Origin of the sequence: Bradyrhizobium septentrionale (assembly GCF_011516645.4) — a bacterium.
Lineage (GTDB): Bacteria > Pseudomonadota > Alphaproteobacteria > Rhizobiales > Xanthobacteraceae > Bradyrhizobium > Bradyrhizobium septentrionale.
This window is the reverse complement of record NZ_CP088285.1, coordinates 4,018,546-4,031,859: the sequence shown is the minus strand read 5'-3', so window position 1 is coordinate 4,031,859 and position 13,314 is coordinate 4,018,546. Positions and strand designations below refer to the sequence as shown.

Here is a 13,314-nt window from a genome sequence, read left to right as displayed (position 1 = left end):
GCTTACCCCAACCGTGCCGCGAGCAGCACCAGGATCGCGGTCTCCGCAACCTGCTCGGCACCGCCAAGCACATCGCCGGTCTGGCCGCCGATCTGCCGCTTGGCCAGAAGCGCCATGATCAGCGCGCTCGCGCCGGCCGCGATCGCTGCCAGCAGCGCGGTGCTGAAGGGCAAGGCGAGGAGTGCGATCACCAGCGTGATGCCGGCCGCGACCGCCGCGATTCCGCCATCGGGCCGGCCGGCATTGGCCGCGAGCCCATCCTTGCGCGCGTAAGGCAGGCTGATCGCGATCCATGGCAGCACGCCGCGGCCAAGCGCATGCGCAGCGATCAGGCTCTGCACCACCAGACCGTTCGGAAGTGCCGCGAGCGCGGCAAGCTTGACGGCAAAGCTCACCACCAGCGCCAGCGCGCCATAGGTGCCGAGCCGGCTGTCACGCATGATCTCGAGTTTTGCGGCCGGATCGCGGCCGCCACCGAAGCCATCGGCTACATCGGCGAGCCCGTCCTCATGCAACGCACCGGTCAGCAGCGCACCGCCACCGAGCGCGAGCGCCGCGGCGGCGAGATCCGGCACGCCGATCGCCCGCAGCAGCAGGCAGAACAGGCCGATCGCCGCCCCGATGCCGGCCCCAACCAGCGGGAACAGCCGCTGCGCCCGCGCAAAACTCTCCGGCCGCGCACCGTCCGGATGCGGCATCGGAAGGCGGGTCAGAAAGGCGGTGGCGATCCTGAGATCGTCGAGCCACTCACGCATGGTCTTGGTATTCAAAGTCCTGGCCTTCAAATTGCTCCAAACCGCGATGAGATCAGGCCGGATCGTCATCCCGTTTCAGCGTCCAGTTTGAGCATAATCTTCCCGGAAAACCGCTTCACAGCGTTCCGGATCATGCTTTAGTTTGCGGCCCGCTCGACGAGGGAATCGCATGCAGTTCAGTACTCTAGACGACATCCGCAGCTTTTGTCGCGACCTGCCACCAGGCGACGAGGCGAGCGCTGCGGCAGCAAGCCAGCGCCAGCAGAATCTGACCAAGCCGCCGGGAAGCCTCGGCCGGCTGGAAGAGGTCGCGATCTGGCTGGCGCGCTGGCAACGGCGCGAGATCCCCCGGCTCGACCAGGTCACCATTGCCGTGTTCGCCGGCAATCACGGCATCGCCGAGCGCGGCGTTTCGGCCTTTCCCTCTGAAGTCACCGCGCAGATGGTAGCGAATTTCGCCGCGGGAGGCGCGGCGATCAACCAGATCGCAAAACTTGCCGGCGCCACGCTGCGCGTCGAGCCGCTCGAGCTTAAGCGTCCGACCCGCGATTTCACGATGTCCACGGCGATGGATGGCGCCGATTTCCTGGTCGCGCTCGACACCGGCTGGCGCACCGTGCCCGAGCAATGCGACCTGCTCGTGGTCGGCGAGATGGGCATCGCCAACACCACTGTGGCCGCGACGCTGTGCGCGGCACTGATGGGCGGGCGCGGCGCGCGCTGGGCCGGCCGCGGCACCGGCGTCGACGATGCCGGCCTGCTGCGCAAGCGCACGGTGATCGACACCGCGCTGAAACTGCATCGCAACCTGCTCGACGATCCCTTGGCTGTCGCAGTCGCGCTCGGCGGGCGCGAGCTCGCGGCGATCGCGGGCGCCGTGCTGGCGGCGCGTGCAAGATCGATCCCGGTGCTGCTCGACGGCTTCGTCGCGACATCGGCGGTGCTGCCGCTGGCGCGGCTTGCGCCCGACAGCCTCGCGCATTGCCGCGCCGGGCATGTGTCGGCCGAACTCGGCCACCGCGAATTGCTGCGCGAGCTCGCGCTCGCTCCCCTGCTCGATCTCGAGATGCGGCTCGGCGAAGCGTCCGGCGCGGGGGTCGCGATCCTGCTTCTGCGCGCGGCACTCGCCTGTCACGGCGGCATGGCGACCTTTGCCGAGGCCGGCGTTTCCGGCGCGGACTGACAAACTGTCGCCGCATGCGCTAGCGTAACTAGGCACGAGCCGGGACGACGCCAACGGAAGGAACCGCCGCATGCGTATCGGGGCGATCTGGACGATCCTCTGGACGATCCTTGGATTGGTTTTGGGGGTGGGAGCGCTCTTTGCCGGCATCTCCAGCGCACAGGCCGACGTTCGAATCCTTGCCAGCCCCGGCGGGCAGGTCGGCCCGTTCATCGAACTGTTCGACAAGGTGCGCGAGTCCGGCGAGCGCGTGGTGATCGACGGGCCGTGCCTGTCGGCGTGCACGCTGGTGCTCTCGATGGTGCCGGGCGACCGCATCTGCGTGACGCGCCGCGCGGTGCTCGGCTTTCATGCCGCGCGCTCGATCGACCAGCGCGGCCGGACCTATGCGGAGCCGGAAGCATCCGTCGCAGTGCTGGAAGCCTATCCGGCACCGGTGCGCAGCTGGATCGTGCGCCGCGGCGGCCTGACCTCACGCCTGCTGCTGCTGCGCGGCCGCGAGCTCGCCGCGATCTATCCGCGGTGCAGATAAGAATTTGTAGCCTGTAGAGTGGGCAAAGGCACGTCTGCGCCATGCCCACTCCGCGATCTCAAACCCGTCATCCTGAGGTGCGAGCCCTTGCGAGCCTCGAAGGATGCACGGCCACCAGCCGGGCCGTCGATCCTTCGAGGGCCGCTGAAGAAGCGGCCACCTCAGGATGAAGGCGATAGAGCGCGCGCCGGGATTGAAGGCTCTGTGGCCTACATCTGCGCCGGGCAGTTCACCATCCAGGGGATGCCAAACTGATCGACGCACATGCCGAAGCCGTTGGAGAAGAAGGTCTTGCCGAACGGCAGGGTGACGGTGCCGCCTTCGGACAGCGCCTTGAAGCGGCGTTCGGCATCAGTGGGGTCCTCGACCTGCAGCGCGACGTGGAAGCCCTGCGGCTTCTGGAAGTGGCCGGGCGGGGCGTCGGAGGCCATGATGATCTCGCCGTCGATCGTGAGGCGGGCGTGCATGATCTTGTCCTTCCAGCCGGGCGGCGTCTGCATCTCCGCATTGCCCTCGCCGTAAGGGAAGGTTTCCTCGATCCGCGCGCTGAGAACCGTCTGGTAGAATTTCAGCGCGGCGTCGCAATTGCCGTCGTAGGAAAGATAGGGGTTGACCTGCATGACATGCTCCCTGAGTAGATTCTCGTTTTGACGCGTTTTCTTCACGCGAACCGGTAACCACTTCGCTCGAAAACGCTCTCTATTTTTCCGTCAGCTTCTTCAGATTGGCCAGACCGATCTCGAAATCCCTGCCGATCATGCGATCCAGGTTCATGAACACCTGCATCACCTTCGACATGAAGACGGCCGGACCATACATGGTCCATGTGACGCTGGTCGCATCTCCCTGCGGCAGCATTGTGAATTCCGCGGTGTTGTGGCCCTCGAACGGCTTGATGAAATCGAGCTTGATGACGATCTTAGACGCCGCGGAGGACTGCAGGATTTCCATCCGGCCGGCGCCGACATTCTTGTTGCCGTCCCAGGCATAGACCGCACCCTGCCCGCGCTCGGCGCCGCTATAGATGCGTTTCATGTCCGGATCACGGTTCTCGTAGGGCGACCACACCGTCCACTGATGGAAATCGTTGATCAGCGGAAACACCCGCTCCGCCGGCGCGTCGATGCTAATCGCACGCGTCACCCGAAGCGTGCCCGGCTTGGTCGCCGCGAGGATCAGGATGACGGCAATCGCGAGCGCAAGGATGACGGCGATGATGGCAATGGTCTCGAACATGACAGTCTCCACGTGGATGAATAAACGGCTAGAGCGTTTTCGAGCGAAGTGGGTACCGGTTCGCGTGACGAAAACGCGTCAAAACAAGAATCCAGAGCCTCGTTCCGATGGGAACGAGGCTCTGGCTCAGCGGCGAAACGGAAGCAGCGCGCGCAGATTGCCGTCGCGCAGATAGAGCCCGCCCCACGCCATCAGGCCGAGATAGAGCCCGAACAGCGTGTGGGTGAACAGCGGACTATCGATCCGCACATGCGATGCGATCGCGCCGCCGAGATAGCCGGTGAGCAGGATGGCGCCGAGGATCGAGGTCGGCGGCACCGAATACAGCAGCGTGCAGACGATGGTGATGATGCCGAGGCTGCGCGCCAGCGTGTCGCTCGCACCGTAACCCATCTTGTCCATGGTCTCGGTGACGACCGGCAGCGGCACCAGCTTGATCGCGCCGTCGAACAGCAGGAAGAGGACGACCACGCCGCTCATGACGCGGCCGGTGATGCGGGCGGGCTTTGAGACTTCGGCGTCGACGATCGTCGGCATGACAGGCTCCGTAACGCTTGGTGATGCTCTGTCATCAAGACGAACGGCAGGGTACGAGGCCGACAACCCCGGTGAAATTTTTCGATGTCGTCGTCATGCATGATCGAAACTCTCGGTTTCGGAGCTTCGATCACGGGTATCAAGCCGAATTCAACGCGGCTTGCCTTGGTGGCCTTTTGCCCTCAGTCACCTTGCGTGAAGTAGGCATTCTCGGTGGGCAGCGAGGGCGGTCCGTGCGCCGCCCCCTTGACCGCCGAAAACGCGTCGACAAGAAACAGGGATTTGGCGCTCTCTTTGGCGAGTTGCTCGACGCGGGACTGCAGCTCCCTGACCTTCTGAGGATTGCTGTCAGCCAGGTTGTTTTTCTCCGAGGGGTCCTGCGGGATATTGTACAGCTCAATCGAGGAAGGCAGCACCGTCCGCCAGATCAGTTTCCAGTCACCTAGACGTACACCGCCGCGAAACGGCTCGATGTTGTAGACGACCTCCTGCCGGGGTGAGGGAGCGCCTTTGCTGACGGTGGACCAGACGTCCAACCCATCGAGCGGCTTTGCCTTGGCGAGGTTGGCGCCGGCGAGCCCGGCGAGCGTCGGGAACATGTCGACGACGTGCATCATTTCCCTCACCTCGCCGGCCTTGATCTGCCCGGGCCAGTTCGCAAGCGCGGCGACGCGCGTACCGCCTTCGTACAGCATGCCTTTTCCGCCGCGATAAGGACCGTTGTCGGCCGGCAGCTTCAGCTTCGACACGTCCGCATCCCCGGCGAGGAGCGCAGTCTGGTTGCCACCATTGTCGCTCATGAAAACGATCAACGTGTTCTCGCGCATCTTCTTCCGTTCGAGCGCGGAAACCAGCTTGCCGATCTCGTCGTCCATGCATGTAATCATGGCCGCGTAGGTGCGTCTCGTCGGGTCTTCGATGTGCCGGTACCTGTCGATGTATTCTTTCGGAGCCTGGTACGGCGAATGGGGAGCGGTAAAGGCCAAATAGAGAAACAGCGGTGTCTTTGGATCATGGGCGTTGATTTGCGCGACAGCATCAGCACCCCACAATTGAGTGACGTAGCCCGACTCATTCACCGGCTTGTCGTTGCGATACCAGTCGCGCACATTTGCCGACGAATGAGTGAAATAATCGACCTCGCCCACCATCGATCCGTAGTGATAATCGAACCCGCGTTGACGCGGCCAGAACTTGCGGTCGGCATGTCCCAAGTGCCACTTTCCCACCATCGCGGTCTTGTAGCCTGCTTCCTTGAGCGCCTGTGGCAGCAGCCATTCGTCGGTCGGCAATCCGTATTTGGCGGGGGTTGGAATGACCAGGGTTTGCAGGCCATAGCGGCATGGATAACGGCCGGTCATCAATGCTGCGCGCGTGGGAGTGCACATCGGCTGGACGTAGAATTGTTCGAGTCGCGCCCCGTCCTGCGCAAGCTTGTCGATATTCGGGGTCTTGATATCGGAGCCATGAAATCCGACGTCCTTCCAGCCGAGATCGTCCGCGACGATGTAAACAATGTGCGGGCGCGGCGAGGTCGGTTGCGCGACGGCAGACGTGAGGCTCGCGGGCGCAATTGAGGCCAGTGACAGAGAGGCCAGGGCCGAACTGCCGTTCAACAGGAGATCGCGGCGGCTAATTCGCCGGTTGCCTTGTGCCGAATGCAACGATTCATCGAGCGGGGGATCAATCACTTCGTTCTCCAGGCAATGCGTTTGCGTTTAATTCACGCAAACTACCGCGCGGCTGTTCGGCAGGGAAGGAGGTAACGGCCACTGGCGTTTGTTTCACTGCCGAGCAGCAATCCAGGGGAAAGCAGAGACATCGCTTTCGAGGAGGAGTGGGTACGACCTTAGGTCCGGGCATGATAGCCGCGCGGCAGCCTGACGACTATTACTTCGCCTTCACATTGCGCGGCTTGCTGTCGCGCATCAGGCGGTCGATATGCATGCGGATGTGGGCGGCTTCGGCGGTGGTGTTGGCGAGCGCGATGGCGCGGTCGAAGGCGATGCGGGCCTCCTCGTTGCGGCCGAGCTGCATCAGGAAGGCGCCACGCACGCCGAAATAATGGAAGTAATTGGACAGCCGCGGCGCCAAGGGCTCGATCATCTCGAGCGCGGCCTCCGGCCCCTTCACCTTGGAGACCGCAACCGCGCGATTGAGCGTGATCACCGGCGACGGCTGCATCACCTCGAGCGCGCCGTAGAGCAGGTCGATCTGGGTCCAGTCGGTATCCTCGGGCTTTTCGGCGCGGGCGTGCAGCGCTGCGATCGCCGCCTGCACCTGATAGGGCCCGCTGCGGCGGTGACGCATCGCCTTGTCGATCAAGGCGAGGCCCTCGGCGATCAGCTTCTGGTTCCACAGGCTGCGGTCCTGGTCATCGAGCAGGATCACCTGGCCGTCGGCGTCGAAGCGCGCGGCGGCGCGGGCATGCTGCAACAACAATAGCGCCGTCAGGCCCATGATCTCGGGCTCGCTCTGGAACAGCCGCAGCAGCAGGCGGGCCAAGCGGATCGCCTCCTCGCACAGCGGCGAGCGGATTTCGGCGGTGTCGCCGCTCGCCGAATAGCCCTCGTTGAAGATCAAATAGATCATCGCCGCGACCGAGACCAGCCGCTCGCTGCGCTCGACCGCACCCGGAGTCTCGAACGGCACGTTGGCATCGGCGACGCGCGTCTTGGCCCGCGTGATGCGCTGCTCCATCGCGGCTTCCGAGACCAGGAAGGCGCGCGCGATCTGCTTCACCGACAGGCCGGAGACGATGCGCAGCGCCAGCGCGATCTGCTGCGTCGCCGGCAGGTCCTTGTGACAGCAGACGAACAGCAGCCGCAGGATGTCGTCGCGGTAATGCGAGCCGTCGAGCCGCTCGGCGATCTCGTCCTCGGCATCGTCGAGGTCGGAGATCGCCTGGTCGTCGTCGGGCAGCGGCTGCTGCTTTTTGCCGCGCCTGATATCGTCAATCGCGACGTTACGGCCGACCATGATCAGCCACGCCGCGGGATCGCGCGGCGGGCCGTTCTGCGGCCAGCTCTTCAGCGCCCGCAGGCAGGCGTTCTGGAAGGCCTCCTCGGCGGTATCGAGATTGCGGAAATAGCGCAGCAGTGCGCCGACCGCCTGGGGACGCGCCGACGTTAGCGCGGCATCGATCCAGGCGGTGTCGTTCATGCTCACGCCTTCGTACCCCCCTGATTGAAGTAGCCGACCGGGCGGATCTCATAGGTGCCACCGGGATTGGCCTCGCCGAGGTCGCGCGCGATGTCGAGCACCTCGTCGAGGTTCTTGCCCTCGACCAGGTAGAAGCCGAGCAGCTGTTCCTTGGTTTCGGCGAACGGGCCGTCCAGCACCACCGGCGGGTTTTCCTTGCGCAGCGTGGTCGCGGCGGTGGTCGGCAGCAGCCGGGCCACCGGACCGAGTCGGCCCTGCTTGGCGAGCTTGTCCTGCACCGCGGACAGTTTCTGCATGACCGAGGCGTCGTGCTCCTTGCTCCAGGAACCGACCATGTCTTCGTCGTGATAGCAGAGGATGGCGTACAGCATCGAAGAGGCATCTCCGTTCATTGCAAGAACGAACGACTATGCCCGCTGCCGACAGGGGGAGCGAAAGAAATTTAGGTTCCGGATATCGGCGATGGATTTCGCCGAAGCTGCATGGCGAGCCGCGACAGACCAAGCCGAGGCACGGCGACGCGCGTCAGGTCACCACCGTGACGATCGTGCTGCGATTACCGGGTGACGCCGTAGCGGGCGGCGAGCACGAGGGCCGCGGCTCTGGCCAGCATGGACGTGGCGATGGAGGCTGCGATGAATGCCGGGACCAGGATCAGTTTGCGCATGGAAGTTCTCCCGCGTTGATGGCAGGAGACTGGGGGGCGGCCGGACCCGCTCTGTGATATCAGTCACACTGGCGTTGGAGGTATCTGGATGGGTAAGGACGTACTCGCGCTGCTGATCAATGGCGGCTCGGAAAACTGGTCGTCGGCGCGCTGGAAGGCGCGGTTCGACACCGTCTGCCCGGATCGCCGCGTAGTGCTGCTGCCGGACGGCGCGCTCGACCCGGCCGAGGTGCACTATGCCGCGGTGTGGAAGCCGCAGCCGGGCGAGCTCGCCGCGTTCAAGAACCTGCGCGTGATCTTCAATCTCGGCGCCGGCGTCGACGCGCTGATGGCCGACCGCTCACTGCCCGAGGTGCCGCTGGTGCGGGTTTCGGTCGGCGATCTCACCGACCGCATGACCGAATATGTCGTGCTGCATGTGCTGATGCATCACCGCCAGGAGCTTTACCTGCGAGAGTCGCAGCGGGAAAAACGCTGGGCGCCGAAATATCAATGGGCGGCGGGCGCGATCACCGTCGGCATCATGGGCCTCGGCACGCTCGGCGCCGCCGCGGCGCATGCGCTGCGCGCGCTCGGCTTCCGGGTCGTCGGCTGGAGCCGCAGCGAGAAGCGGATCGACGGCATCGCTTGCTACCACGGCGCTGCCGGGCTGGACGCATTCCTGCGCGAGACCAACATCCTGGTCTGCCTGCTGCCGCTGACGCCGGACACAAGGCATGTGCTGAACCGCGACGTGTTCGCAAGGCTCAATCGTGGCAGCCCGCTCGGTGCGCCCGTCATCATCAATGCCGGCCGCGGCGGCCTGCAGAACGAAGCGGACATCTTGCGCGCGCTCGACGACGGCACGCTGGGCGCAGCCTCGCTCGACGTCTACGAGACCGAGCCGCTGCCCGAGGCGAGCCCGTTCTGGAGCCATCCCAAGGTGGTGCTGACACCGCATAACGCCGCCGACACCGACGCCGACGAGATCTCGAAATACGTCGCGCAGCAGATCGCGCGATATGAGGCGGGTGGCGAACTGGAGAACCTGGTCGATCGCGGGCGGGGATACTAACTCAGTGTCGTCCCGGGCAAGCCAACGGGTCGGCGCGAAGCGCCGCCCGATGACAGGCTCCGCGCGACCCGGGACCCATAACCACGAATGGCAGTTGCGCGCGCTGCGCTGTGGCCGCAGCGTGCTTCAACAACTCAATCCTGTGGTTATGGGTCCCTGCTTTCGCAGGGACGACGAGGTTGATAGGGCAGCCTTCGCCGCTGGCCAGGCTGCTTCTCACGCCATCCCCGCGACGATCTTCGCGAGCCGGTCGTAGGCGGGCTCGACGCCCTTCTCGATGCCGGAATTGAGGTGGCCGTCGCGCGCCTCCTTGGTGGGATGGCGGATGGTGGTGGTCAGCGTGGTCGTGCCGGCTTCCTCGACGAAGGTCGAGGTGACCAGATATTCGTCGCTGGCGAAGCCCGGCATCGAAAACGTCTCGCCGAAGGCGATGCGATCCGGGCGCGCGACCTCGCGGAAGGTGCCGGTGAGGACGTGCTCGATGCCGTCAGACGAACGGAACACGTAGCGATAGCGGCCGCCGACGCGCAGGTCGACCTCGCAGACCGGCATCGCCATCGCGTCGCAGCCGAGCCAGCGAACCAGATATTCCGGCTTGGTCATCGCATCGAAGACCAGGTGCCGCGGCGCGTCGAACTGGCGCGTCATGGCGAACTCGACATCCGACGGGGTGGTGATCCTCAGCGTCTTATCCACGCGTGCGTCCACGTTGCTTCTCCTTGGTTACTCTGACTTTACGGGTGCGCGGCGGGGCCTTTGCTGCCTCCTCCGCCTTCATCTCCTCGAGCAGGCCGTCGAGGCGGTTGAAGCTCTCGTCCCAGAAGCGGCGGAAATTCCCGAGCCAGCCGTCAACCTCTTTGAACGACGCGGGCGCGATGCGGCACGGCCGCCACTGCGCCTCGCGCCCGCGCGAGATCAGCCCGGCATGCTCGAGCACCTTCAGGTGTTTTGAGATCGCCGGCAGGCTCATATCGAACGGCTTTGCCAACTCCATCACCGAGGTCTCGCCGAGCGCGAGCCGCGCCAGGATCGCGCGCCGGGTTGGATCGGCCAGCGCCGCGAAAGTCGAACTGAGGGGGTCGGGCGGCATCTACTTAGCTCATCGGTTAAATAACCTTTGGGTTAAGTACGACCAAAGCGCGCCCGCGTCAACGGCGGATTCTTGCCGCCGGGTCGAGTGGCGGTCGCGACGGCGCCGCGCTCCCTCTCCCCGTTCTTACGGGGAGAGGGTTGGGGTGAGGGGCCGCTTCCGCGTAATCGGGGATAGCTGCGTTTGCGGAGACTCCCCCTCACCCGCATCGCATCTTCGATGCGACGCGACTGAACCTCCTCCGAATGAGTGGACACCTGTAGTAGGCTCAGAGAGCCCGGAGGTGTCGGATGCAAGAGCGTCAACGTCGGTCGTTTACCGAGGAGTACAAGCGGCAGGCCGCTGAACTCGTGGTATCGAGTGGCCGGTCGATCACGTCGGTCGGCAAGGAACTCGGTCTGCGTGATTCGGTGCTGCGGCGCTGGGTGGAGAAGCTCCGGCAGGAGCCGGCAGCGGCGGCGCGGCGCCCCACGACGCAAGCGACGCCGATGCCGGCGGACCAGGCTGCCGAGATCGCCCGGCTGCGCGAGGAGAATGAGCGGCTGCGCATGGAGCGGGACATTTTAAAAAACTGTCCAGCGCCGTGGCGTGCCTGCGCGGGGTAGAAACAGCCTTGTGCTATCGTCTGAGGCCGGGAGGGTAGCGGCCGTCAGCTTATTGGAGGCACTGTCCCCGTTAAAAAACGTGGTCCATGGGTGCATGCGGACTTGAGAGTGGTGACGGCGCTCCGGCGGCGATCCCGATTAGGAAGATGACAAATTGGCATAACCCAGACCCTCCTGCCCATGATTGGACGGAGGACCCGCAATGCTCAAGACGACAACTGCAGATCGCCCGGAATTGAAGCCAGTCAACGTCGGGGCGGCTGCCATCGACATCGGATCAAAGATGCACATGGCCGCCGTGAACCCGGCCTGCACCGATGTCCCAGTGCGCACGTTCAGCACGTTCACACAGGACCTGCATAGTCTGGCGGACTGGTTCAAGACATGCGGTGTGACCAGCGTCGCGATGGAATCCACTGGCGTCTATTGGATCCCGGTCTACGAGATTCTGGAGCAGCGCGGGTTCGAGGTCATTCTGGTCAACGCGCGGTATGCCAAGAATGTGCCCGGGCGCAAGACCGATGTCAGCGATGCTGCGTGGTTACGCCAGCTTCATTCCTATGGGCTGTTACGCGGCAGCTTCCGTCCCGATGCCGAGATTGCGACCCTGCGCGCTTATCTGCGCCAGCGGGAGCGGCTGGTTGAATATGCTGCCGCCCATATCCAGCACATGCAGAAGGCTCTGATGGAGATGAACCTGCAGCTCCATCATGTCGTCTCGGATATCACCGGAGCGACTGGTATGCGGATTATCCGAGCCATTGTTGCAGGCGAGCGCAATCCCGACGTTCTGGCAACCTATCGAGACGTGCGCTGCCATTCTTCAACGGAGACGATCCGCGCGGCGCTGATCGGCAACGACCGGGAGGAACATGTCTTCGCTCTGACCCAATCGCTGGAACTCTACGACATCTACCAGGCGAAGATGCTGGACTGCGACCGCAAGCTCGAAGTCTTGATCGCCGCGCTTAGCAACAGAGAAGCAAAGCCGGTCGGAAAGCTATCCCAGCCACGCGTAAAGACCAAGCAGGTCAACACACCCACCTTCGATGTCAGGACCGCGCTGTACGGTGTGCTCGGCGTTGATCTGACTGAGATCCATGGGCTGGGTCCGTCACTCGCATTGAAGCTCGTCGGCGAGTGCGGCAAGGATCTGAGGGCGTGGCCAACCGCCAAGCACTTCACCTCTTGGCTCTGCCTCGCACCCGGCAACAAAATCTCCGGTGGCAAGGTACTATCTTCACGCACGCGGAGATCCTCCAGCCGGGCAGCCGCACTACTGCGATTGGCAGCCACAACCGTGGGGCGGAGCGATACGGCGCTCGGAGCATTCTATCGCCGGCTGTCCTCACGCGCGGGCAAGTCGAAGGCGGTGACGGCGACCGCCCGCAAGATTGCAGTTTTATTCTACAACACACTCCGGCATGGCATGAGCTACAGGGATCCAGGTGCCGACCAATATGAGCGACAATATCGCAGCCGCGTCCTCGCTAACCTTCAGCGCCGGGCCAAATCGCTCGGCTTTGTCTTGCAGGCCATTCCGTGCAACGCCAATCAGGCTGTTTCTTAGGAAGTCGATCGCGATCTTTGCCGGAACCCGGACATGAGCTTCCGCTTCATTGAGGACCATCGCGACGCCTATCCGGTGCGGCTGATGTGCGCCGTGCTCGGGGTCTCGGCGGCCGGCTATTACGCTTGGCGTGAGCGCCCGGTAAACGCACGCGCAACCACCAATGCCGCGCTGCTGGCTGCGATCCGACAGGTCCATCAAGACAGTGGCGGACGCTATGGCAGTCCGCGGGTCCATGCCGCTCTGCGGGTACAGGGACGTGGCGCCAGCCGTGGCCGGATCGAACGCTTGATGCATCGGCACGGCATCCGCGCCATCATGGCATCACCGCGTCGCGTTCGGACCACCGACAGCCGCCACGGCCTGCCGATCGCGCCGAACCTCATCGAACGTCATTTTGCAGCCGCGGCCCCAAACCGGATCTGGCTCGCCGATATTACCTACATTCCGACTGCAGAGGGCTGGCTCTACCTGGCGGCCATCATGGACCTCTTCAGCCGCAAGATCGTCGGTTGGGCGATGCGGGATCACATGCAGGTCGAACTCGCCTCGTCCGCCTTGAAGATGGCAATCCAGCAGCAGCATCCGGAAGGCGGATTGATCCATCACTCCGATCGCGGCGTGCAGTACGCCTCACAGGACTATCGCGCGATCCTGTCGGCCGCCGGCATCACGGCATCAATGAGCCGCAAAGCCGACTGCTACGACAATGCCCCGATGGAGAGCTTCTTCCATACCCTGAAGACCGAGCTCGTTCATCATCGCCAATATGAGACCCGGGCCGAGGCCCAGCGCGATATCTTCGCCTTCATTGAGGGCTTCTACAATCGAACTCGACTCCATTCCGCCATCGGGTACCTCGCCCCGATCGAGATGGAGCTAAAACCAGCTTAACCCTGTCCACTTTTTCGGGGGAAGATCAC

14 protein-coding genes and 1 pseudogene are annotated in these 13,314 nt (G+C 64.0%); 6 read left to right on the top strand and 9 right to left on the bottom strand.

Annotated elements, in window-relative coordinates; translation table 11 throughout:
• Nucleotides 1-2: 2 nt before the first annotated feature.
• The gene (gene cobS, locus HAP48_RS20880; RefSeq protein WP_166210562.1) at nt 3-755 is read right to left on the bottom strand and encodes an adenosylcobinamide-GDP ribazoletransferase; all 753 of its coding nucleotides are present in this window, start codon (nt 753-755) and stop codon (nt 3-5) included.
• Between the two features lie 169 nt (nt 756-924).
• Between cobS and cobT the strand changes: the two genes are divergently transcribed.
• Together cobT and HAP48_RS20870 are read left to right on the top strand one after the other, a co-directional pair.
• The gene (gene cobT, locus HAP48_RS20875; RefSeq protein WP_166210565.1) at nt 925-1,938 is read left to right on the top strand and encodes a nicotinate-nucleotide--dimethylbenzimidazole phosphoribosyltransferase; all 1,014 of its coding nucleotides are present in this window, start codon (nt 925-927) and stop codon (nt 1,936-1,938) included.
• A 70-nt stretch (nt 1,939-2,008) separates the two neighbouring features.
• Nucleotides 2,009-2,470 (top strand): hypothetical protein, encoded by a 462-nt coding sequence (locus HAP48_RS20870; protein WP_224496525.1) that lies wholly within the window; start codon nt 2,009-2,011, stop codon nt 2,468-2,470.
• 209 nt (nt 2,471-2,679) lie between these two features.
• Here the strand turns inward: HAP48_RS20870 and HAP48_RS20865 are convergent, their stop codons facing one another.
• The 6 genes from HAP48_RS20865 to HAP48_RS20840 form a co-directional block, all read right to left on the bottom strand.
• A complete protein-coding gene (locus HAP48_RS20865) occupies nt 2,680-3,090 on the bottom strand; it encodes a VOC family protein (protein WP_166210568.1) in 411 nt (136 codons plus the stop codon).
• 79 nt (nt 3,091-3,169) lie between these two features.
• Nucleotides 3,170-3,706 (bottom strand): SRPBCC family protein, encoded by a 537-nt coding sequence (locus HAP48_RS20860; protein ID WP_166210571.1) that lies wholly within the window; start codon nt 3,704-3,706, stop codon nt 3,170-3,172.
• Between the two features lie 126 nt (nt 3,707-3,832).
• Nucleotides 3,833-4,243, bottom strand: coding sequence for a DoxX family protein (locus tag HAP48_RS20855; RefSeq protein ID WP_166210574.1), 411 nt, complete (start codon nt 4,241-4,243; stop codon nt 3,833-3,835).
• A gap of 182 nt (nt 4,244-4,425) precedes the next feature.
• Complete coding sequence (locus HAP48_RS20850) at nt 4,426-5,934, bottom strand: arylsulfatase B (protein ID WP_224496524.1); 1,509 nt, start codon at nt 5,932-5,934, stop codon at nt 4,426-4,428.
• A gap of 199 nt (nt 5,935-6,133) precedes the next feature.
• Nucleotides 6,134-7,411, bottom strand: coding sequence for an RNA polymerase sigma factor (locus tag HAP48_RS20845; RefSeq protein WP_166210577.1), 1,278 nt, complete (start codon nt 7,409-7,411; stop codon nt 6,134-6,136).
• Complete coding sequence (locus HAP48_RS20840) at nt 7,408-7,776, bottom strand: YciI family protein (protein WP_166210580.1); 369 nt, start codon at nt 7,774-7,776, stop codon at nt 7,408-7,410. The genes HAP48_RS20845 and HAP48_RS20840 overlap by 4 nt, the downstream gene beginning before the upstream one ends.
• A gap of 384 nt (nt 7,777-8,160) precedes the next feature.
• On the opposite strand from HAP48_RS20840, the gene HAP48_RS20835 reads away from it, so the two are divergent.
• Nucleotides 8,161-9,126: a 2-hydroxyacid dehydrogenase gene (locus HAP48_RS20835; RefSeq protein WP_166210583.1), complete on the top strand. Its 966-nt coding sequence runs from the start codon at nt 8,161-8,163 to the stop codon at nt 9,124-9,126.
• A 216-nt stretch (nt 9,127-9,342) separates the two neighbouring features.
• On the opposite strand, the gene HAP48_RS20830 is transcribed toward HAP48_RS20835, so the two are convergent.
• Complete coding sequence (locus HAP48_RS20830; protein ID WP_166210586.1) at nt 9,343-9,834, bottom strand: SRPBCC domain-containing protein; 492 nt, start codon at nt 9,832-9,834, stop codon at nt 9,343-9,345.
• Nucleotides 9,815-10,216 (bottom strand): ArsR/SmtB family transcription factor, encoded by a 402-nt coding sequence (locus HAP48_RS20825; RefSeq protein WP_166210589.1) that lies wholly within the window; start codon nt 10,214-10,216, stop codon nt 9,815-9,817. Before HAP48_RS20825 ends, HAP48_RS20830 begins: the two co-directional genes overlap by 20 nt.
• Before the next feature lie 290 nt (nt 10,217-10,506).
• Between HAP48_RS20825 and HAP48_RS20820 the strand changes: the two genes are divergently transcribed.
• From HAP48_RS20820 to HAP48_RS20810, 3 genes and pseudogenes are all read left to right on the top strand, one after another.
• Nucleotides 10,507-10,821 (top strand): transposase, encoded by a 315-nt coding sequence (locus tag HAP48_RS20820; RefSeq protein WP_166204213.1) that lies wholly within the window; start codon nt 10,507-10,509, stop codon nt 10,819-10,821.
• A 202-nt stretch (nt 10,822-11,023) separates the two neighbouring features.
• A complete protein-coding gene (locus HAP48_RS20815; protein ID WP_166204212.1) occupies nt 11,024-12,391 on the top strand; it encodes an IS110 family RNA-guided transposase in 1,368 nt (455 codons plus the stop codon).
• A 9-nt stretch (nt 12,392-12,400) separates the two neighbouring features.
• Nucleotides 12,401-13,285, top strand: a pseudogene (locus HAP48_RS20810) (IS3 family transposase); the annotation flags it as partial.
• Nucleotides 13,286-13,314 lie beyond the last annotated feature (29 nt).